At 74.4% G+C, this 20,507-nt stretch carries 22 protein-coding genes; 14 read left to right on the top strand and 8 right to left on the bottom strand.

The window, feature by feature from the left end; translation table 11 throughout:
- On the bottom strand, positions 1-475 hold a 475-nt coding region (locus tag WCS02_RS06980), incomplete at its 3' end, for a response regulator (RefSeq protein ID WP_340291370.1).
- 174 nt (positions 476-649) lie between these two features.
- On the opposite strand from WCS02_RS06980, the gene ctaE reads away from it, so the two are divergent.
- The 6 genes from ctaE to WCS02_RS06950 all read left to right on the top strand — a co-directional run bounded on the left by ctaE (position 650) and on the right by WCS02_RS06950 (position 6,984).
- A complete protein-coding gene (ctaE, locus tag WCS02_RS06975) occupies positions 650-1,291 on the top strand; it encodes an aa3-type cytochrome oxidase subunit III (RefSeq protein ID WP_452039065.1) in 642 nt (213 codons plus the stop codon).
- An 11-nt stretch (positions 1,292-1,302) separates the two neighbouring features.
- Positions 1,303-2,112 (top strand): cytochrome bc1 complex diheme cytochrome c subunit, encoded by an 810-nt coding sequence (gene qcrC / locus WCS02_RS06970; protein WP_340291366.1) that lies wholly within the window; start codon positions 1,303-1,305, stop codon positions 2,110-2,112.
- Complete coding sequence (gene qcrA / locus WCS02_RS06965) at positions 2,109-3,236, top strand: cytochrome bc1 complex Rieske iron-sulfur subunit (RefSeq protein ID WP_376984125.1); 1,128 nt, start codon at positions 2,109-2,111, stop codon at positions 3,234-3,236. The genes qcrC and qcrA overlap by 4 nt, the downstream gene beginning before the upstream one ends.
- Positions 3,233-4,942 (top strand): cytochrome bc1 complex cytochrome b subunit, encoded by a 1,710-nt coding sequence (gene qcrB / locus WCS02_RS06960; protein ID WP_340291364.1) that lies wholly within the window; start codon positions 3,233-3,235, stop codon positions 4,940-4,942. The genes qcrA and qcrB overlap by 4 nt, the downstream gene beginning before the upstream one ends.
- A 147-nt stretch (positions 4,943-5,089) precedes the next feature.
- Positions 5,090-5,725, top strand: a complete 636-nt coding sequence (locus tag WCS02_RS06955; RefSeq protein ID WP_340291362.1) for a GNAT family N-acetyltransferase — start codon at positions 5,090-5,092, stop codon at positions 5,723-5,725.
- Positions 5,722-6,984 (top strand): heparan-alpha-glucosaminide N-acetyltransferase domain-containing protein, encoded by a 1,263-nt coding sequence (locus tag WCS02_RS06950; RefSeq protein WP_340291360.1) that lies wholly within the window; start codon positions 5,722-5,724, stop codon positions 6,982-6,984. Before WCS02_RS06955 ends, WCS02_RS06950 begins: the two co-directional genes overlap by 4 nt.
- A gap of 3 nt (positions 6,985-6,987) precedes the next feature.
- Here the strand turns inward: WCS02_RS06950 and WCS02_RS06945 are convergent, their stop codons facing one another.
- The 6 genes from WCS02_RS06945 to WCS02_RS06920 all read right to left on the bottom strand — a co-directional run bounded on the left by WCS02_RS06945 (position 6,988) and on the right by WCS02_RS06920 (position 13,376).
- Entirely contained in the window at positions 6,988-7,440 is a 453-nt protein-coding gene (locus tag WCS02_RS06945; RefSeq protein WP_340291358.1) for a hypothetical protein, read from the bottom strand.
- A complete protein-coding gene (gene dapB, locus WCS02_RS06940; RefSeq protein WP_340291356.1) occupies positions 7,437-8,183 on the bottom strand; it encodes a 4-hydroxy-tetrahydrodipicolinate reductase in 747 nt (248 codons plus the stop codon). The genes WCS02_RS06945 and dapB overlap by 4 nt, the downstream gene beginning before the upstream one ends.
- A gap of 13 nt (positions 8,184-8,196) precedes the next feature.
- Complete coding sequence (locus tag WCS02_RS06935; RefSeq protein WP_340291354.1) at positions 8,197-9,546, bottom strand: M16 family metallopeptidase; 1,350 nt, start codon at positions 9,544-9,546, stop codon at positions 8,197-8,199.
- On the bottom strand, positions 9,546-11,777 hold the full coding sequence (locus WCS02_RS06930; RefSeq protein WP_340291352.1) for a polyribonucleotide nucleotidyltransferase: 2,232 nt from the start codon (positions 11,775-11,777) through the stop codon (positions 9,546-9,548). The genes WCS02_RS06935 and WCS02_RS06930 overlap by 1 nt, the downstream gene beginning before the upstream one ends.
- 211 nt (positions 11,778-11,988) lie before the next feature.
- Positions 11,989-12,258, bottom strand: a complete 270-nt coding sequence (gene rpsO, locus WCS02_RS06925) for a 30S ribosomal protein S15 (protein ID WP_340291350.1) — start codon at positions 12,256-12,258, stop codon at positions 11,989-11,991.
- Between the two features lie 158 nt (positions 12,259-12,416).
- Positions 12,417-13,376 carry a bifunctional riboflavin kinase/FAD synthetase gene (locus WCS02_RS06920; protein WP_340291348.1) on the bottom strand — a complete coding sequence of 320 codons (960 nt, stop codon included), beginning with the start codon at positions 13,374-13,376 and terminating at the stop codon, positions 12,417-12,419.
- Between the two features lie 43 nt (positions 13,377-13,419).
- Here WCS02_RS06920 and WCS02_RS06915 point away from each other — a divergent pair, with 43 nt between their 5' ends.
- The gene (locus tag WCS02_RS06915) at positions 13,420-13,848 is read left to right on the top strand and encodes an SRPBCC family protein (RefSeq protein ID WP_340291346.1); all 429 of its coding nucleotides are present in this window, start codon (positions 13,420-13,422) and stop codon (positions 13,846-13,848) included.
- Positions 13,849-13,855: 7 nt separating this feature from the next.
- The gene (locus tag WCS02_RS06910) at positions 13,856-14,464 is read left to right on the top strand and encodes a GGDEF domain-containing protein (RefSeq protein ID WP_340291344.1); all 609 of its coding nucleotides are present in this window, start codon (positions 13,856-13,858) and stop codon (positions 14,462-14,464) included.
- 38 nt (positions 14,465-14,502) lie between these two features.
- On the opposite strand, the gene WCS02_RS06905 is transcribed toward WCS02_RS06910, so the two are convergent.
- On the bottom strand, positions 14,503-15,063 hold the full coding sequence (locus WCS02_RS06905) for a CGNR zinc finger domain-containing protein (protein WP_340291342.1): 561 nt from the start codon (positions 15,061-15,063) through the stop codon (positions 14,503-14,505).
- 77 nt (positions 15,064-15,140) lie between these two features.
- On the opposite strand from WCS02_RS06905, the gene WCS02_RS06900 reads away from it, so the two are divergent.
- The 6 genes from WCS02_RS06900 to WCS02_RS06875 all read left to right on the top strand — a co-directional run bounded on the left by WCS02_RS06900 (position 15,141) and on the right by WCS02_RS06875 (position 20,413).
- A complete protein-coding gene (locus WCS02_RS06900; protein ID WP_340291340.1) occupies positions 15,141-16,130 on the top strand; it encodes a DMT family transporter in 990 nt (329 codons plus the stop codon).
- A gap of 116 nt (positions 16,131-16,246) precedes the next feature.
- Positions 16,247-17,737 carry a glycosyltransferase family 39 protein gene (locus tag WCS02_RS06895; protein WP_340291338.1) on the top strand — a complete coding sequence of 497 codons (1,491 nt, stop codon included), beginning with the start codon at positions 16,247-16,249 and terminating at the stop codon, positions 17,735-17,737.
- A 92-nt stretch (positions 17,738-17,829) separates the two neighbouring features.
- Positions 17,830-18,720: a DUF3097 domain-containing protein gene (locus WCS02_RS06890; RefSeq protein ID WP_340291336.1), complete on the top strand. Its 891-nt coding sequence runs from the start codon at positions 17,830-17,832 to the stop codon at positions 18,718-18,720.
- 18 nt (positions 18,721-18,738) lie between these two features.
- Positions 18,739-19,425, top strand: coding sequence for a DUF2461 domain-containing protein (locus WCS02_RS06885; protein WP_340291334.1), 687 nt, complete (start codon positions 18,739-18,741; stop codon positions 19,423-19,425).
- On the top strand, positions 19,422-20,114 hold the full coding sequence (locus tag WCS02_RS06880) for an AzlC family ABC transporter permease (RefSeq protein ID WP_340291332.1): 693 nt from the start codon (positions 19,422-19,424) through the stop codon (positions 20,112-20,114). Before WCS02_RS06885 ends, WCS02_RS06880 begins: the two co-directional genes overlap by 4 nt.
- Complete coding sequence (locus tag WCS02_RS06875) at positions 20,111-20,413, top strand: AzlD domain-containing protein (protein WP_340291330.1); 303 nt, start codon at positions 20,111-20,113, stop codon at positions 20,411-20,413. The genes WCS02_RS06880 and WCS02_RS06875 overlap by 4 nt, the downstream gene beginning before the upstream one ends.
- Positions 20,414-20,507 lie beyond the last annotated feature (94 nt).

The following is a 20,507-nucleotide window of genomic DNA, read 5'->3' as shown; positions in this document are numbered from 1 at the left end:
CAGCGGCGGCGCGGCGCCGGGCGAGCGAGGCCACCGCGTCGGCGACGGCGCGGGGGTCCAGCGGGTGCGGGACCGCGGCCTCGGCGCGGGACCACGCCGCCAGCCACGCGTCCTGCGGCCGGCCGGTGAGCACGAGGACGGGCGGGCAGTCGTAGATCTCGTCGTGCAGCTGGCGGCAGACCCCGAGGCCACCGGCGGGGGCCGCCTCGCCGTCGAGCACGAGGACGTCGAACCGGCCGGTGTCCACCGCCCGCAGCAGCGCGGGCAGCGTGGCGAACTCGCTGATCTCCACCAGCGGGAGGTCCGCGGCGGGACGGCGGCCCACGGCGCGACGGACCTTCTCGCGGGTCGTCGACTTGTCGCTGTAGAGGGCCACGGCCAGCCGCGGGCCCTCGTCCGCCGCGGGGCGCGCGGCGACGGCGGGCCGGTGCTCGGAGGCGGCGGAGGACCCGGCCTGGGCGGCAGCTGTGCTCATGGGCGGGGAATCTACCGGCCCCGTCGCACGTTCTTCCCGGGACCGCCACAGAGCCCTGCCCCGCCCCTGCCCGCACCAGGTCCCGGCCCGTCCCGCCCGCCCCGGGCGAGAGCCACGGACCCGCGCGCCGACCTGCCGGGGGGTGGGCTCTCGTTCTGCCTGCCCACCCATTAGATTGACGCCGTGGCAGCAGCAGCAGCAGTCAGCACGGGCGTCCCGGCGGTGGTGAACCGTCCCAACCTCACGTCGGTGGGCACGATCGTGTGGCTCGCCAGCGAGCTCATGTTCTTCGCGGCCCTCTTCGCGATGTTCTTCACGCTGGGGTCGATCCGGCCCGAGGCCTACGAGGCCGGGCAGGAGATGCTCAACATCCCCTTCGCCGCGGTGAACTGCATCATCCTCGTGTCGAGCTCGGTGACCTGCCAGTTCGGCGTCTTCGCCGCCGAGCGGCTGCAGCCGGCCCGCACCGGCACGCTGTTCCAGCTCACCCGCTGGGGCATGCGCGAGTGGTACGTCCTCACCTTCCTGCTCGGCGCGGTGTTCGTCTCCGGCCAGGTGTACGAGTACGCCGAGCTGGTCCACGAGGGGCTGACGATGGCGTCCTCCCCCTTCGGCTCGACGTTCTTCCTCACCACCGGGTTCCACGGTCTCCACGTGACCGGCGGGCTGCTCGCCTTCCTCGTGGTCATCGGCCGCACCTTCGCCGCCAAGCGCTTCGGCCACGCGGAGGAGACCGCCGCCGTCGTCACGTCGTACTACTGGCACTTCGTCGACGTGGTCTGGATCGCCCTCTTCATCTCCGTCTACTTCAGCTGATCGGACCCGACGTGAACGCAGTCATGCGGCACCGCCGCCACCCGCTCGCGCTGGCGGTCGTCCTGCTCGTCGGCCTGCTGTTCGCAGGCGTGGGCTACTCGCTGCTGGCCCCCACCAGCGCCCAGGCCGGCGAGACCTACGGCGAGGACGAGATCGCCCTCGGCGAGGAGCTCTTCCTGGCCAACTGCTCCTCCTGCCACGGCATCGACGGCGCCGGCGGCGAGATCACCGAGGAGGGCGTGCAGTCCGGCCCCTCCCTGTACGGCGTCGGCGCCGCCTCGGTCGACTTCCAGGTCGGCACGGGCCGCATGCCCGCCCAGCAGTCCGGCCCCCAGATCGAGCAGCGCGACCCCCAGTTCACCCTCGAGGAGACCCGGGCCCTGGCCGCCTACGTGGCCACGGCCTTCGGCCCCGGCCCGGCCATCCCCGACGAGGAGTACCTCGACCCCGAGAACGGCGACCTCGCCGAGGGCGCCGAGCTGTTCCGGGTCAACTGCGCGATGTGCCACAACTTCGCGGGCTCCGGCGGCGCGCTCACGCGGGGCAAGTACGCCCCGCCGATCACCGACTCCGCCCCGGTCCACATCTACGAGGCCATGCTCACCGGCCCGCAGTCGATGCCCGTCTTCAACGACCAGACGATCACGCCGCAGCAGAAGAACGACATCATCGCCTACCTGGCCTACGTCAAGAACACCCCGCAGGCCGGTGGCCTGTCCCTCGGGTCGATCGGCCCCGTGGGCGAGGGCCTCGTCGCGTGGGTCGTCGGGATCACTGGACTCATCGCCTGCGCGGTGTGGTTGGGAGCCAAGTCGTCATGAGCGCACCGACCGGCCACGGCGCCTCCGGCGCCTCCGGCGCCACGAGCCCGCACCACAACGTCGTCAGCAACGCCCCCGGCCCGGCGGGTCCGGCCGCCGGCACCGCGGTCGAGCTGCCCCGGTCCTCGACCGAGCGCTTCGAGAACCCGGGCCTGCCGCCGCACGTGGACCGGATGGCCGACACCGACGCGAAGGCCGCCAAGCGCGCCGAGCGCCAGGTGGCGAGCCTCTTCGTCCTGTCCATCGTCGGCACCCTGCTGACCCTCGTGGGCTACTTCGTCGTGCCGCTGCGCGACGACACGTCCGCCGCGGCGGTCCTCACCTCCAACGTGCTGCTCGGCACCGGGCTGTTCCTCGCCCTGTTCGGCATCGGCACCGGGGCCGTGCACTGGGCCAAGACGCTCATGCCCGACCACGAGGAGGTCGACGAGCGGCACGCGATCGAGGGCTCCGCCGCCGAGCAGGAGGAGGCCGTCGGGATCATCACCACCGGTGTCGCCGAGTCCGGCATCGGCCGTCGCCCGCTCATCCGCAACACCCTCGTCGGCGCCCTGGCGCTGGCCCCGCTGCCCGCGGTCGTCCTGCTCAAGGACACCGGCCCCAACCCCGAGGGCGTGCTCGCCGAGACCATCTGGCGCGCGGGCGACCGTCTCGTCACCGACCCCACCGGCAACCCGGTCCTCGCCTCGGACCTGGTCATCGGCAGCGTCGTGCACGTCCAGCCGCAGGGCATCGAGGAGTCCAGCCACTTCCTCGACGAGAAGGCCAAGGCCGCCGTCCTGCTCATCCGCCTCGAGCCCGACGAGGTGGCCGAGTCCGCCCTCGCCGGCTCCTACGCGGGCATCGTCGCCTACTCGAAGATCTGCACCCACATGGGCTGCCCCGTCGCCCTGTACGAGCAGACGACGCAGCACCTCCTGTGCCCGTGCCACCAGTCGACGTTCGACGTCGCGGCCGACTGCAAGGTCATCTTCGGACCTGCCGCCAGGGCCCTACCCCAGCTGCCCATCGAGGTGGACGGTGAGGGATACTTGGTAGCGAAGTCCGGGTTCTCCGAGCCCGTCGGTCCCAGCTACTGGGAGCGAGAGAAGGACGAGAAGCGCATGTCCGAGGAGTCCGCATGAGCCAGACGGCTGCACCGGCACGGCCCGCACCGAAGACGACGGCTGCCAAGCTCGCCGGCTTCGCGGACTCGCGCCTGGGCCTCACCGGCCCGATCAAGGCCAACGCCCGCAAGATCTTCCCCGACCACTGGTCGTTCATGCTCGGGGAGATCGCCCTCTACAGCTTCGTCATCCTGCTGCTGACGGGCGTGTTCCTCACGTTCTTCTACATCCCGAGCGTCGGGCTGGTCGAGTACGACGGCCCGTACGAGCCCATGCAGGGCAAGCTCGTCTCGGAGGCGTTCGCCTCCACCGTGAACATGTCGTTCGAGGTCCGCGGCGGCCTCCTCATGCGGCAGATCCACCACTGGTCGGCGCTGGTCTTCGTCGCCTCGACCGTCGTGCACATGATGCGGGTGTTTTTCACCGGCGCCTTCCGCCGCCCGCGCGAGCTCAACTGGGTCATCGGCGCGGTCCTCGCGCTGCTGGCCATCGTCGAGGGCTTCGCCGGCTACTCGCTGCCGGACGACCTGCTCTCCGGCACCGGCCTCCGCATCGCCTCGGCGATCATCCTGTCGATCCCGCTCATCGGCACCTACGTCCACTTCTTCGCCTTCGGCGGGGAGTTCCCGGGCGAGGCGTTCATCCCCCGCCTGTACACGATCCACGTGCTGCTGGTCCCCGCGATCTTCCTCGCGCTCATCGCGGCCCACCTGTTCCTGGTCGTGCTGCACAAGCACACGCAGTACCCGGGGCCGGGGCGCACCAACAGCAACGTCGTCGGCTACCCGCTGCTCCCGGTGTACATCGCCAAGGCCGGCGGCTTCTTCTTCATCGTCTTCGGCGTCATCGCCCTCATCTCGGCCCTGGTGCAGATCAACCCGGTCTGGTCCTACGGCCCGTACGACCCGTCCCCGGTGACCGCCGGTGCCCAGCCCGACTGGTACATGGGCTGGCTCGACGGCGCGGTGCGCGTCATGCCGGGCTGGCTCGAGGTCGTCCTCTTCGAGTGGACGCTGAGCCTCAACATCCTCATCCCGGCCGTGGTCATCCCCGGCCTGCTGACGACCGTCCTCGTCGCCTACCCGTGGATCGAGCGCCTCGCGACGGGTGACGCCCGCGAGCACCACCTGCTCGACCGCCCCCGCAACGCCCCGACCCGTACCGGGCTCGGTGTCATGGGCCTGACCTTCTACGTCATCCTCTGGGCCAACGGTGGCAACGACATCCTCGCCACCCACCTGCACCTGTCGATCAACGACATCACCCGGGCGACCGGCGTGCTGATGTTCGTCGCCCCCCCGATCGCCTACGTCATCACCAAGCGGATCTGCCTGGGCCTGCAGCGCCGTGACCGTGACCGCGTGCTCCACGGTGTCGAGACCGGCCAGGTCTTCCGCCTCGACACCGGTGAGGTGCTCGAGCGCCACGCCCCGATGTCCGCGTACGACCAGTGGACGCTCGTGCAGCACGACGCCTACACGCCCATCGAGCCGGGCCCCGCGACCGACGCCAACGGCGTCAAGCGCAAGGGCGCCTGGGCCGACGGGATCACGCGCCGGCTGTCGCGCTTCTACTTCGAGGACCGGGTCGACCCCGTCACCCCGGCCGAGCTGGCCGCCGCGCACAGCCACGGCGACCACGACGCCATCGACGCCGCCCACGGGCACGACGCCCTGGACAGCGGCACCGAGGTCCGCCGCGAGGTCGGCTCCGGCCAGGCCTGACCTCCCCGCACCAGCACCCCAACGAGGGCCCCGACCGCACGCCGGTCGGGGCCCTCGGTGCGTCCCGGACCGTCGCGCGGAGGCGTAGGCGAGCCGGGCGGCAGCCCCTCGCCCAGGAGCGCCCGGCGCGCGTGATTGGATCGGCGCATGTCGAGCCCGCTGCTCGGCGCCCCCGGCGCCGACAACTCCGTGCGCCCCGCCCGCGAGCCCGACCTGCAGGCCATCGGCGCGGTCCACGCCCGCTCCTGGACCGGCCCGTACGCCCAGGTGCTGCCGCCGGCGCTCGTGGCGGCGCTCACCCCGGACGTCCTCGCGGCCGCCTGGCGGCCCGCGGTGTCCTCGCCGCCGTCGCCGCGGCACCGGGTGCACGTGGCCGTGGGCGACGGCATCGTCGCCGGCTTCGTCGCCTCCGCCCCGGTCAGGGACCCGGCAGCCGGGTCAGAGGACGCCGGGCCAGCCGCCGGACCAGCCGTCGCGGGGACGGGGTCGACGATCGAGCTCGTCGCGCTCGAGGTCGACCCGCTGCACCAGCGGCGGGGGCACGGCTCGCGCCTGCTGGCGGCGGTCGTCGACACCCACGCCGGCGACGGCACCGACCGGGTCCACGTCTGGGTCCATGTCGACGACGCCCCCCGCGCGGAGTTCCTCCGCGGGGCCGGGTTCGCCGAGGACGGCGCCCGGCGGCGACGGGCCCTGGCCGGCGGTGACCCCGACGACGGCCGCTCGGTGTGGCCGGAGGTGCGCATGGTCGCGTGGCTGGCAGACCCGGGCCCCACGGCATGAGCAGCACCGTCGACATCACGGCGCCCATGCTCCCCCGGTCCCGGCGCCTGGTGGGGGTGGACGCCGCCCGCGGCCTCGCGCTGCTGGGGATGATGGCGGCCCACCTGCTGCCCCGCCTCGGCCCCACCGGGGAGGAGAGCCAGGCGTTCGCCCTCGTCGACGGCCGGTCCTCGGCGACGTTCGCCCTGCTGGCCGGGGTGGGGCTCGCCCTCGCCGACGGCGGCCACGCAGGCCCCCGGACGCCCTACGGCCGGATGGTCGCCCGCACCGCCGTCCGCGCCGTGCTCATCCTGCTGGTGGGCCTGCTGCTCGCCGACCTCCAGCCGCCGGTCGCGATCATCCTGCAGTACTACGCGGTGTCGTTCGTCCTGCTCGCCCCGCTGCTGCGGCTGCCCGCGCCGCTGCTGGGTGCCGCCGGCCTGCTGTGGCTGGGGCTCACCCCGGTCCTGTCCCACGCCCTGCGGGCCGTCTGGGCGCTCGAGGGGCCGGGTCCGCAGGTGGGCCTCGTCGCCCTCCTCGTCCAGCCCGTCGCCTCGGTCACGGACCTGCTCCTCACCGGCTACTACCCGGTGCTCACCTGGTTCGGCTACCTGCTGGTCGGCGCCGCGGTCGGCCGGCTCGCCCTGACCCGGACGTCCGTGGCTGCGGGCATCGCCGCGGCCGGCGCGGTGCTCCTCGTCGGCGCCACCGTGGTCTCCGGGGTCCTCAGCACCTCCCCCACCGCGCGGGCCGTCCTCGAGGAGGCGTCCCTCGGCACGGGACGCACCACCGAGGGGCCGTTCTACGGCACGACGCCGACGACCACCTGGCAGTGGCTGGCGCTGGACGTCCCCCACTCGGGCACCCCGCCGGACCTGCTCGGCACCACCGGCGCCGCCCTGCTCGTGCTCGGCGGCTGCCTGCTCCTGTCCCGCACGCCCGTGCTGTGGCTGCTGCGCCCCCTGGCGGCCGCCGGGTCCATGACGCTCACGCTGTACACGGCCCACGTGCTGGCGGTGCTCCTCCAGCAGCCCGACCTGCCGGCGCCGGCGTCCTGGGCGGTGCACGCCGTCACTGCCGTGGTCCTCGCGACCGCCGTGCGCGCCGTCTGGTCGCGGGGCCCGCTCGAGGCGCTCGTCGCCGCGGTGGTCGACGGCACCGCCGGCCCTGCCGCCCCCCGGGGACCGGCGCCGGCGACGGACGGGCAGACCGCCGGCGGGGGCGGGTGGACCGCAGGCGAGGGCGCACGACCGGACGCCGACCCGGACCCCCGGCCGTAGGCCCTAGGAGGGCTGCTGAGGAGTCCGGTGCAGCCGGACGGCGTGCCGGGCCGCCGCGCGACCTCGCTTGCGGTCCCCGGCGCTGTCGTAGGCCAGGGCCAGGCGGAACCAGCCCCGCCAGGACGTGGGGTCCGCCTCCACCTCGGCGCGGTAGCGGGCGAACGCCTCGTCGGCCGCCGCCCGGTCGACGCGGCCGTCGCCCGAGCGGGGCACGGCCTCCGGCAGGGCGCCTTCGGCGTCCAGGGTGCGCCCGAGGCGCTCGGTCGCGACGCCGAACCGGAGCTCCGCCGCCACGGCGAGCACCGCGATCCCGACGAGCACGACCATCCCGGCCGCGAGCAGCCAACCGAGCACGCCGCCGTCCTGGACGACCGCCCAGGAGCGGACGAGCAGCCCGACGAGGTAGAACGACAGCACGAGGAGCAGGACGGCGATGACGACCTTGGTGCGCCTCACAGGTCGAGCCAGTGCTCCAGGCCGACGGTGAGGCCCGGGTGGCTGCCGACCTGCCGGACGGCGAGCAGCACGCCCGGCATGAACGAGGACCGGTCGATGCTGTCGTGGCGCAGGCTCACCGTCTCGCCCTGGGCGCCGAGCAGCACCTCCTGGGAGGCGACCAGGCCCCGCAGCCGCACCGAGTGCACGGGGACGCCGTCGACGTCGGCGCCGCGGGAGCCGGGCAGCGACGCGGTCGTCGCGTCGGGCGCGGGGCCGACCCCGGCCTCGGCCCGGGCGGCGGCCACCAGGCGGGCCGTCCGGACGGCGGTCCCCGAGGGGGCGTCGACCTTGTCGGGGTGGTGGAGCTCGAGGACCTCGACGCTCTCGAAGAACCGCGCGGCGCGGACGGCGAAGGCGGTGACGAGCAGCGCGCCGACCGAGAAGTTGGGGGCGACGAGGACGCCGACGGACGGCGCCCCGCCGAGCTGCTCGCGCAGCGTGGCCAGGCGGGCGTCGTCCCAGCCGGTCGTGCCGACGACGGCGTGCACGCCGGCCTCGACGGCCGCCGCGACGAGGGCGGGCGAGGACGCGGGCACCGACAGGTCGACGAGCACGTCAGCACCGGCCAGCGCGGCCGACGGGTCGTCACCGCGGCCGAGGCGTCCGACGAGCACCAGGTCGTCGGACGCCTCGACGGCGGCGCAGGCCGCCGTCCCCATGCGCCCGGACGCACCGGAGACGACGACCCGCAGCGCGTCCATCAGGGCCGCACCATCAGCGCGCGGTGCCGAAGCTGCGGTCGGTGTCGAACGGGCCGACCACGGCCAGGCTCCGGGGCCGGGAGACCAGGTCGGCGGCGAGCTCCTGCACCTGCTCCCCCGTGACGGCCTGCAGCCGTGCCAGGGTCTCGTCCAGGTCGGTGAACCGGCGGTGGACGAGCTCGGACTTGCCCAGGCGCGACATCCGCGACCCGGAGTCCTCGAGGCCGAGCGTCATCCCGCCGGACAGCTGCCCGACGGCCCGCTCGAGCTCGCCGGGGGCGAGACCGTCGGAGGCGAGGCGCTCCCACTCCGCGACCAGCAGGTCCACCACGGTGTCCACCTTGGAGGGGTTGCAGCCCGCATAGAGCCCCATGTAGCCGCCGTCGGCGTACCCGGCGGTGAAGGAGTAGACGCTGTAGGCCAGGCCGCGCTTCTCGCGCACCTCCTGGAACAGCCGGCTGCTCATGCCGCCGCCGAGCGCGGTGTTCATGACCGACAGCACGTAGCGGCGCTCGTCGGTGGCCGTCAGCGCCGTGGTGCCGACGACGACCTGCGCCTGCTCGACGTCACGGCGGACCACGACGTCGTGCCCGGACGCGGGGGCGGCGTTACCGCCGGCGCGGCCGTCGCGGGGCGGGGCGGCGGGCTGCAGCCAGCCGGCCCTGTCGAGCTCGGCGGACACGGCGGCGACCACGGCGTCGTGCTCGATGCCGCCCGCGGCGGTCACCACGAGCGTGGGTGCCCCGTAGTGGCGCCGGTAGTGGTCGACCACGTCGTCACGGCCGACGCCCTTGATGGTGTCGGGCGTCCCGCCGATCGGCCGGCCGAGCGCGTGCCCGGCCAGCACGGCCTCCGCGAAGCGCTCGTGGACGACGTCGGACGGGTCGTCCTCGGCCATCGCGAGCTCCTCGAGGATGACCTCGCGCTCGGACTCGAAGTCCTCGACCGTGATGGTGGAGCTGGTCACCATGTCGGAGATGACGTCGATCGCCATGGGGGCGTCGTCGGACATCACCCGCGCGTAGTAGCAGGTGTGCTCCTTACCCGTGACGGCGTTCGCCTCGCCGCCGACGGCGTCGAACGCCTCGGCGATCTCCAGCGGCGAGCGCCGGTCGGTGCCCTTGAACAGCAGGTGCTCGAGGAAGTGGGTGCTGCCGTGGTGGCCGTCGGCCTCGTCGCGGGAGCCGACGCCCACCCACATGCCGACGGTGGCGGAGCGGAGCCCGGGCATGGACTCGGTGAGCACGCGCACCCCGGACGGGAGCACGGTGCGGGCGACGACCGAACCGCCGTCGGCGGCGACCAGCAGGTGCTGGCCGCCGCCGACGGCGGTGTCGTCGACCGTGAGGTCGACGGGGGTCATCAGGCCTCGACGGTCGCGACGGACTGCACGGCGTCGGCGGTGGCGGCGTCGGCGCCCTCGGGGGTGACGACCGACAGGGAGAGCTTGCCCCGCTGGTCGATCTCCGAGATCTCGACCTGGACCTTCTGGCCCACGCTGACCACGTCGTCGACGTTGTCCACGCGCTTGCCGCCGACCAGGTCACGCATCTTGGAGATGTGCAGCAGGCCGTCCTTGCCGGGCATGAGGGCGATGAACGCGCCGAACGTGGTCGTCTTGACGACCGTGCCCAGGTAGCGCTCGCCGACCTCCGGCATGGTCGGGTTGGCGATCTGGTTGATCGCCGTGCGGGCGGCCTCGGCCGAGGGGCCGTCGACCGCGCCGATGAACACGGTGCCGTCGTCCTCGATGGAGATGTCGGCGCCCGTGTCGTCCTGGATCTGGTTGATGATCTTGCCCTTGGGCCCGATCACCTCGCCGATCTTGTCGACCGGGACCTTGACCGTGATGATCCGCGGCGCGAAGGGGCTCATCTCGTCGGGCTCGTCGATGGCCTCGGCCATGACGTCGAGGATGTGCAGGCGGGCCTGCTTGGCCTGGGTGAGCGCCGAGGCGAGCACCGAGGCGGGGATGCCGTCGAGCTTGGTGTCCAGCTGGATCGCCGTGACGAACTCGCGGGTGCCGGCGACCTTGAAGTCCATGTCGCCGAACGCGTCCTCGGCGCCGAGGATGTCGGTGAGGGCGGCGTACGTGGTCTCTCCGTCGACGGTGTCCGAGATCAGGCCCATGGCGATGCCCGCGACCGGGGCGCGCAGCGGCACACCGGCGTTGAGCAGCGACATCGTGGACGCGCAGACCGAGCCCATCGAGGTCGAGCCGTTGGAGCCGAGGGCCTCGGAGACCTGGCGGATCGCGTAGGGGAAGTCCTCGCGGCTGGGCAGGACCGGGGTCAGGGCGCGCTCGGCGAGCATGCCGTGGCCGATCTCGCGGCGCTTGGGACTGCCGACGCGGCCGGTCTCGCCGGTGCTGAACGGCGGGAAGTTGTAGTGGTGCATGTAGCGCTTGGTCTTCACCGGGCCGAGCGAGTCGATCTTCTGCTCGAGCTTGAGCATGTTGAGGGTGGTGACGCCCATGATCTGGGTGTCGCCACGCTCGAACAGCGCCGAGCCGTGGACGCGGGGCAGGACCTCGACCTCGGCGGACAGCTGGCGGATGTCGGCCAGGCCGCGGCCGTCGATGCGGACCTTGTCCTTCAGGACGCGCTGGCGGATGAGGCGCTTGGTGACCGAGCGGACCGCGGCGGACAGCTCGCCCTCGCGGCCGTCGAAGCTGCCGGCCAGGGACTCCAGCGTGGCGGCCTTGATCTCGTCCAGGCGGGCCTCGCGCTCGAGCTTGTCGGCGATCTGCAGGGCGGCGGCCAGGTCGCTCTCGGCCGCACCGGTGACGGCGTCGTACGCGTCCTGCTGGTACGCCGGGAACAGCGGGTAGTCGCGGGTCTCCTTGGCGGCGCCGGAGGCGACCTTCTGCTGGGCCTCGATGAGCACCTTGAGGAAGGGCTTGGCCGCCTCGAGGCCGCCGGCGACGACGTCCTCGGTCGGGGCCTGGGCACCCATCTGGATCTTCTCGAAGGCGGTGTCGGTGGCCTCGGCCTCGACCATCATGATCGCGACGTCGCCGGTGTCGGTGACCCGGCCGGCCACGACCATGCTGAACACGGCGTCGTCGATCTGGTCGTGGGTCGGGAACGCGACCCACTGGCCCTCGACGAGGGCGATGCGGACGCCGGCGACCGGGCCCGAGAAGGGCAGGCCGGCGAGCTGGGTGGACAGCGACGCGGCGTTGATCGCGACGACGTCGTAGGAGTCCTGGGGGTTCAGCGACAGCACGCTGACGACGACCTGGATCTCGTTGCGGAGGCCGTCGACGAACGACGGGCGCAGCGGGCGGTCGATGAGGCGGCAGGTGAGGATCGCCTCGGTGCCGGGACGGCCCTCGCGGCGGAAGAACGAGCCGGGGATTTGGCCCGCGGCGTACATGCGCTCCTCGACGTCCACCGTCAGGGGGAAGAAGTCGAAGTGGCTCTTGGGGTGCTTGCTGGCCGTCGTCGCGCTCAGCAGCATGGTCTCGTCGTCCAGGTAGGCGACGGCGGAGCCGGCGGCCAGCTTGGCGAGGCGGCCGGTCTCGAAGCGGATGGTGCGGGTGCCGAAGCGACCGTTGTCGATCACGGCCTCGGCGGTGTGGACGTCTACCACGGTGTGTTCTCCGTTCTGCCCCCGTCGGGGGCGCCCCGTTGCTCGGGGTTCTCGTCGTCGAGAGGGCGGCGCGGGCGTCACCGGCGGTGCTCCCGCTGCGTGCGCGCGCTCTCAGTGGTGCGGGTGGTGCTCGAGCGTGGTGCGGTGGTCCTCGTTCTGGTGGTGCCCGTGCACGAAGGGCGGCCCCCCGGAGGGAGCCGCCCTGTGCGTGTCAGCGACGCAGGCCGAGCCGCTCGATGAGCGAGCGGTAGCGCGCGATGTCCGTGCGCTGCAGGTACTGCAGCATCCGGCGGCGCTGCCCGACCAGGAGCAGCAGCCCCCGGCGGGTGTGGTGGTCGTGCGCGTGCACCTTGAGGTGCTCGGTCAGGTCGGTGATGCGCTTGGTGAGCATCGCGACCTGCACCTCGGGAGAACCGGTGTCGGTCTCGTTGGCGCCGAAGTCGGCGATGATCTGCTTCTTGACGGCAGAGTCGAGGGGCATGCGGTCTCCTGGAGGTCTCGTTGCGCGGAGCGCCGGGGGCTCGTCCACCCGGGCATACAGGTCCGCGGCCGGTCTACGGCGTCTCCCACAGTAGCAACGCCGCAGGCTGCGCCCCTAATCAGCCGGCCGTCGACCCTGATCACCCGGCTGCGGTCCGGTCAGCCGGCTGCGACCCCGAGGCCGCGACGGGCCTCGTCGACGTCGCGGCCCATCTGCACGACCAGGGCGTCGACGTCGTCGAAGCGGAGTGTCGGGCGCAGCCGGTCGACGAGCTCCACGCGCACGGGGCGGTCGTAGAGGTCGAGGCCGGTGGCGTCGAGGACGTAGGCCTCCACCCGCCGCTCGAGGCCGTCGAACTGCGGGTTGGTGCCGATGGACACCGCGGCCGGCATGCGGAGGCCGCCGCCGTCACGGTCGTCACGGGGCGTCAGCCAGCCGGAGTACACGCCGTCGGCCGGGACGAGCCCCTGCAGGTCCGGCCCCAGGTTCGCGGTCGGGTAGCCGAGCTCGCGGCCCCGGTGGTCGCCGTGGACGACGGTCGCGTCGAGCCGGTGGTGGCGTCCCAGCACGTCGGCCGCACCGGCGACGTCGCCCTCGGCGAGGCACGCGCGCACCCAGCTGGACGACCAGCGCCGGCCCTGCGGCGCCTCGACGTCCCGGAGGGCGACCACGTCGAAGCCGTAGCGCGCCCCGAGCTCCCGCAGCGTCGTGAGGTCGCCGGAGTTCTTGTAGCCGAACCGCACGTCGGTGCCGATGACCACGGTGGTGCAGCCGAGCGCGCCGACGACCGTGCCGGCGACCCACTCCTCGGGGCTCTGGCCGGCCAGCGCCAGGTCGAAGTGCTGGACGAGCAGACCGTCGAGGCCGGTCTCGGCGAGCAGCTCGACCCGCTGGTCCGGACCGGTGACCAGGGGTGGCGCGATGTCGGGGCGCAGCACGTGCAGCGGGTGCGGCTCGAACGTGATCGCCAGGGCGCGGGCGCCGCGCTCGCGGGCGAGGTCGGTGACCTGCCCGAGCACGGCGGCGTGGCCGCGGTGGACGCCGTCGAAGTTGCCGACGGTGACGACGGCGGGGCCGTCCCCGGCGGGGACGTCGCCCAGCGCTCTCCACACGTGCACGCCGACAGCGTGCCAGGTGGGGACGGCCCGTACCGTGCGCGGGGTGAGCATCACGAGCGCCCGGACGGTCGCCGCGCCCGCCTCCCGGGTCCACGACCTGCTCGTCGACGTCGACGCCTGGCAGCTGTGGAGCCCCCACGTCGTCTCGGTCGACCCGCCCGGCGGACAGGTGGTCGACGGCTGGACCGGCCGGGTCCGGCCCTTCTTCGGGCCCGCGACCACCATGCGCGTCACCCGGGTCCGGCCGGACGCCGGCTACGCGTGGTCCACCCGGGCGCTCGGGCACCGGCTCGACTACGACTGGACGGTGCGACCGACCGGCGAGCAGCGGTGCGTCGTGTCCGTCACCGCCGACGTGCACGGGCCGGCGGGGACCGTCGTGGAGGGCGTGGTGGGCTGGTTGTCGGCGTTCGGGCAGCGCCGGCGGCTGGAGCGGCTGGCGGTTCTGGCCGAGGGGTGGCAGCGGGCGTGAGGACTCGGTGAGCGAGGCACGGCCTGCGCCCCGGTGGTGGGCGTGGCTCCTCGAGAGACACCTCTCGCGGGGGCCGAGGGCCCCGCGGCTGACCGCCGCGGAGAGGGCACGCCTGCAGGAAGAGCTCGAGAGGCTGACGGGTATCGATGCGATGACCGGTCTGCTGAACCGCTCCACGGCTCGCCAGCGCCTGCACGCTGAGAACCTCGGGGGCACAGCGGGTGTGATGTTGCTGCTGGACCTCGACAGCTTCAAGGCCGTCAACGACCAGTTCGGGTACGTCACGGGCGACGTCGCGCTGTGCGTCCTCGCCGACCGTTTCCGCGACGCCTGCCCAGACGGTTCGACCCTGTCACGGTGGAGCGGTGAAGAGTTCCTCGTCCTGCTCCCCGGGGCGACGCTGAGGGAGGGCGTCGTCCTGGCGCTGGAGCTCGCTGCAGCGGTCCGGGCACCGGTCGATGCGCGAGGCACCACCCTGTACCTGCGCGCGAGCGTCGGTGTGGCGCGGTGGACGGACGGTGACGTGGAGGGATGCACGGACAGGGCCGAGGCCTGCGCCTACCGGGCCAAGGAGAGTCAGGACGACGTCGTCACCGAAGGCGACCTACTCGGCTGAGGCCGGCTCGCCGCCGGGCGAGAACCTCCCCCGCTGACCTACTCCCCCGCGGCCTTCCGCGCGCGGTATGCCGCGGCGTCGGCACGGTTGCCGCAGCGCGTGCCGCAGTAGCGCCGGGAGCGGTTGCGCGACAGGTCGACGTGCAGGTCGGAGCAGTCGTCGGCGTCGCAGACCTTGAGCCGGTCCAGCTCCCCGGCGCGCACGACGTCCAGCAGGGCCATCCCGCACTCCACGGCCATGCGCGTGCCGAGCGGCTGGTCCGGCGAGGTCGCGTGCAGGTGCCAGTCCCAGCCGTCGTGACGGGCCAGGTGCGGCCGGGCGGCGCCGTCGGCGAGCAGCCGGTTGACGCCCTCGGCGACCGTGTCGGCGTCGCCCGCGGTCCACAGCCTGGCCACCTCCTCGCGCAGCGCACGGATCGCGGCGAGCTCGTCGGCGCGGTCGCGCGGGGCCGCACGGCTGCCCGTGTACGACCACCCGGCGACGAACGCGTCCAGGTCCTCGACGCGCGCCAGGGCGTCCGCGCCGCCGTCGTCGGCGCGGGTGTTGGCCAGCGCCGCGGCGGCGGCGAGCGCGACCTCGGTGTCATGGGCGAAGACCACTGTTGCTCCTGACGTGGAGTCGGCTACCGTCAGTACCGATCCGCAGTTTACCCCTGACGCACGCGACGAGGTCCCGCATGAGCAGCACGCCGCCCCCCGCTCCCCGCCTGTCCTCGGGCCTGTGGCTCGCGCTCGCCTCCGCCGCGGCGTTCGGCAGCTCCGGGCCGTTCGCCAAGTCGCTGCTGGAGTCCGGCTGGAGCCCGGCCGCCGCGGTGACGGCCCGGATCGTCGTGGCCGCCCTCGTCCTGCTGCCGCCGGCGCTCGTCCTGCTGCGCGGGCGCTGGCACCTGCTGCGCCGCAACGCCGGGCTGCTGCTCACCTACGGGGTGGTGGCCGTGGCCGCGGTGCAGCTCGCCTTCTTCACCGCGGTGACGACGCTGTCGGTCGGGGTCGCGCTGCTGCTGGAGTACCTCGGCGTCGTGCTCGTCGTGCTCTGGCTGTGGGCGCGGCACGGCCAGCGGCCCCGCCGGTGGACCGTGGTCGGCATCGTCCTCGCCGTCCTCGGACTCGTCCTCGTCCTCGACGTCCTCGGCGGCATGCGCGTCGACGGGGTCGGCGTGCTCTGGGCGCTCGGGGCGGCCGTCGGCCTGGCCGCGTACTTCGTCCTGTCGGCCCGCGCCGACACCGGGCTGCCGCCGCTGGTCGTGGCCGCCGCCGGCCTGGTCGTGGGCGGCGTCGCCCTCGTGCTCGCCGGGCTGGTCGGGATCGTGCCGATGACGGCCGGCACGGGAGACGTGCAGCTCGCCGGGCTCACGACGCCCTGGTGGGTGCCGGTCGCCGGCCTGAGCCTGGTGGCGGCCGCCTTCGCCTACGCCTCCGGCGTCTCCGCCACCCGCCGCCTCGGGTCCAAGATCGCCTCGTTCGTCGGCCTCACCGAGGTGCTGTTCAGCCTGTTCTTCTCGTGGCTGCTGCTCGACGAGCTGCCCCTGCCCGTGCAGCTGCTGGGCGGCGCGTTCGTCGTCGCCGGCGTGGTGGCGGTCCGCTACGACGAGCTGACCCGACCGGAGGACCCCGCACCCGACGACGCCCGGCCGCCGGCCACCACGCTCTCGCCCGTCGAGCCCTGAGCCCTGAGCCCTGAGCCCTTAGCCCTTAGCCGCGGCGCGGCAGACCACCGCGGGCGCGACCGGCTCAGCGTCGCGCCTGTCGACGGCCGGGGCACCCGTGCGACAGGCTCGCGGCCGTGACGACGCAGCAGGACCGGGACGGCGCCTCGCTCGCGACGCGGGCCCGCGGGGTGCCGGAGTGGGCCTGGGTCGCGCTCGCCCTGGTCGCCTTGCTCGCCGCCGTCGGCTCCCGGTACGGGTTCCACCGCGACGAGCTGTACTTCGTCGAGGCCGGCAGGCACCCCGCGCTGGCCTACGCCGACCAGCCGGCGCTCGTCCCGCTGCTCGCGACGGCCTGGCACGACCTGGTGGGCGGGGCGCTGTGGGCCTTCCGCCTGGTGCCGGCCCTGGCCGCCGGCGGGGTAGTCGCGGTGTCCGCCCTGACCGCCCGCGAGCTCGGCGCCGACGCCCGGGCGACCACCTGGACCGCCGTCGTGGTCGCCACCGCCACGACGCTGGCGGTCACCGGGCACCTGTTCGGCACGACCGTCTTCGACGTCCTGACGACCTCGGCCCTCGTCCTCGGACTGCTGCGGGCTGTGCGCCGGGGCAGCGCGGGGTCGTGGCTGCTGGTCGGCGTGCTCGCCGCGGTGGCGCTGCTCGTCAAGACCCTGCCCGCGACCGTCCTGCTCTGCGCCGTCATCGCCCTGCTGGCCGTCGGACCGCGCGAGGTGTTCCGGTCGCCGCGGGCCTGGCTCGCCGCGGCTCTCGCCGCCGTCGGCCTCGCCCCGACCCTGGTGTGGCAGCAGGCCGAGGGGTGGCCGCAGGCGGCGCTGGCGGCCTCCATCGCGACGGGCGGGTCGGGCACGTCGGTCGACCGCGCGCTGCTGCTCCCCATGCTCGCCACCCTGACCGGCCCGCTCACCGCGGGCGTGCTCGTCGTCGGCGCGGTCGTGCTGTGGCGCACGCCCGGGCGCCGCTGGGCCGCCCTGGTGCCCGCCCTGCTCGTGCTCGTCGTGCTCGCCACCGGCGGCAAGCCGTACTACCTCATGGGGGTGGTGCCGCTGCTCGTCGCCGCGGGCGTGCCCGCCTGCCTGCGCTGGGCCGCGCGCGGCCACGAGGCCAGGCGCACCGGCCTCCTCACCGGTCTCGTCGCCGTCAACGCCGTGGTGGGGGCCGTCCTCGCGCTCCCGCTGCTGCCGCCGTCGCTCGCCCCGGTCGACGTCGTCTACGACCACGGGGAGCAGGTGGGCTGGCCGGAGCTCGCGGCCGCGGTCGAGGACGCGTCGCTGGACACCGGTGCCGAGCTGGTCCTCACCCGCAACTACGGCGAGGCCGGCGCGCTGGACAGTGCGCGCGACCGCGGCGCCGAGCTCCCCCCGGTCGTCTCCGGCCACAACGCCTACTGGTGGTGGGGGCCACCGGAGGGTGAGCCGCAGGCGGTCCTCGTCGTCGGCCGCTGGTCGGAGCAGGAGCTGGGCCGGTGGTTCGTCTCCTGCGTCGTCGTCGACGAGCTCGGGAACGACGCCGGGGTGGACAACGACGAGGCAGGGGCCCCGCTCCGGCTGTGCGACGGGGCGCAGCGGCCGTGGGCCGAGATGTGGCCGGAGGTGCGCCGGCTCGGCTGACCGGGTCGCCGGGTCGCCGGGTCACCCGTCGCCGGGCACCCGCCCCGCGTGTCCGCCGCCGGCCCGCGCAGGGCGCTGCCTACCGTGCACCGGTGAGCCCAGCCCTTCCCCCTCGTACCGGGGGCCCCCATGACCGGTACGCCGGGGACGTCCTCGCCGCCCGCCGCCGTCCCCCCGTCGTCGAGGAGGTCCCCGCCGAGCCGGGTCTCGTCGTGGAGGAGGTCACCACCGGCTGGTGCGGCGCCGTGCTGCGCTGCGAGAAGGCCGGGGGCATGCACGTCGTCGTGCTCGAGGACCGCCGGCTGCGGACCCGCACCTTCCCCCTCGGGCCGGACTTCCTGCTCGAGGGCCGGCCGGTCACGCTCGTCCGACCCCGTGCCGCGGCGCCGGCCGTGGCACCGGGCCGCACCGCCAGCGGGTCGGTCGCCGTCGCCGGCCAGCGCGCCCGCGTCGCTCGCGCCAGCCGGATCCTCGTCGAGGGCAAGCACGACGCCGAGCTCGTCGAGCGGGTGTGGGGCGCCGACCTGCGCGTCGAAGGGGTCGTCGTGGAGGCGCTCGACGGCGTCGACGACCTCGCCGACGCGCTGCGCGGCTTCCGCCCCGGCCCGGGCCGGCGGATCGGCGTGCTCGTCGACCACCTCGTCGCCGGGACCAAGGAGTGGCGGGAGGCCGAGGCGGTGTCCCGCTCGCCCGCGCTGCGCGACCACGTCCTCGTCGTCGGCCACCCCTACGTCGACGTCTGGCAGGCGGTCCGGCCGCAGCGCGTCGGGCTGGACGCCTGGCCGGTCGTCCCGCGCGGCCGGCCGTGGAAGGAGGGCGTGCTCGCCCACCTGGGCTGGCCCTGCACGAGCGCCCAGGACGTCGGCCGCGGCTGGGGCCGGATCCTCGGCACGGTGCGCTCCTGGACCGACCTGGAGCCGGAGCTGCTGGGCCGGGTCGAGGAGCTCATCGACTTCGTCACCGGGGACGAGGCCGACCGCTGAGCACGTAGCGTGGCGGCCGTGAGCGAGCGCGCCTTCACGGGCTTCGGCGAGGACTTCCCCCACTTCTTCGACGGCCTCGAGGCCGACAACTCCAAGGCCTACTGGGACGACCACCGGCCGGTGTACGAGACGCAGGTCCGCGCACCCCTGCTGGCGCTGCTGGCGGACCTGGAGCCGGAGTTCGGCACCGGCAAGGTGTTCCGCCCCTACCGCGACGTCCGGTTCAGCAACGACAAGAGCCCGTACAAGACCCAGGCCGCCGGCCACACGCACGGCAAGGACGGCCGGTCCTCGCTGTACCTGCACGTGAGCGCCGAGGGCCTGTTCCTGGCCGGCGGCTACTGGCGGATGGAGCGCGACCAGGTCGCCCGCTACCGCGCCGCCGTCGACGACGAGGGCAGCGGCCGCTCGCTGGAGCGGCTGGTGCGCGCCCTCGAGCGCGACGGCTGGTCCCGGTCCGGGGACCAGCTGACCCGGGCCCCGCGCGGCTTCTCCCCCGACCACCCCCGGATCGGTCTCCTCCGGCACAAGGGCCTGGCCCTGTCGCGGGAGTGGGACACCGAGCCGTGGCTGTTCGACGCACGCGCGGTCGACGTCGTCGCCGAGCACTGGCGGGCCCTGGCCCCGCTCGACCGGTGGCTGCACCGCCACGTCGGCCCGCACGTCCCCGACGCCACCGACCGCGACGAGGCCGCCCGGCGGTGAGCACGGTCGGCGGGCTCTCGACCCCCGAGGCCGTCCGTGCCGCCCGCCGCGACGGGATCGGGCTCGGGCTGCTCGGGGTGTACGGCGTGAGCTTCGGGGCGGTGGCGGTCGCGTCCGGGCTGTCGCCGCTGCAGGCGGTCGTGCTGTCCGCGCTGGGGTTCACGGGCGGGTCTCAGTTCGCGTTCGCCGCCGTCGCCGCCGCGGGCGGGGCGCCCGTCACGGGCCTGGCGTCGGCGTGGCTGCTCGGCCTGCGCAACACGCTGTACGCGGTCCGGCTCACCGACCTGCTGCCGCGGCGGGCGGTGCCGCGCCTGCTCGCCTCGCTGCTGGTCATCGACGAGACGACGAGCATGGCCGTCCGGCACGAGGAGAACGGGCCGGCCGCCGCCCGCGCGGGGTTCTGGACCACGGGCGTCGGGCTGTTCACGACGTGGAACCTCACGACCGTGCTCGGGGCCTACGGCGTGCAGGCGATGGGCGACCCCTCGGCGCTCGGCCTGGACGCCGCCGCGCCCGCCGCGTTCCTCGCGCTGGTATGGCCATACCTGCGCCACCGCCGCACCGCGGCCGTCGCCGCCCTGGCCGCCGTCGTGGCCCTGCTGCTGTCCCTCGTCGCCCCGGCCGGCGTCCCGGTCCTCGCCGGCGGCGCGGTGGCCCTGCTCGGCCTGGACCGCAGGTGGCGATCGTGAGCTGGCTCGCCGTGTGCCTCTGCGCGGCCGGGCTGTTCGCGCAGAAGGCCGCCGGGGCGTTCGTGCCGCGCGCGTGGGTGTCCGGGGTCCGGGTCCGCTCGGTGCTCGCCCTGCTCCCGCCCGCGATGCTCGGGGCGCTCGTGCTCACCCAGGCCGCGGGTGCGGGCGACGGGCTCGTCGTCGACCTGCGGCTGCTCGGCCTCGCCGTGGCCGCCGTGGCGCTGGCGCTGCGGGCGCCGTTCCTCCTGGTCCTCGTCCTGGCGGTGGCGAGCACCGCGGTGGCCCGGCTCCTGCTCTGACGCAGGCCGACCCCGCCCGCGCCGCCCGCCCCGCCCGCACCGTCGCCCGGCTCCCGTCAGCCGTCGGCCGCCCGCTCGGCGGCGGCCACCCGCT

The organism is Aquipuribacter hungaricus, assembly GCF_037860755.1.
Lineage (GTDB): Bacteria > Actinomycetota > Actinomycetes > Actinomycetales > JBBAYJ01 > Aquipuribacter > Aquipuribacter hungaricus.
The sequence above is the reverse complement of the archived record's forward strand: the minus strand, read 5'-3'. Positions and strand labels throughout refer to the sequence as shown.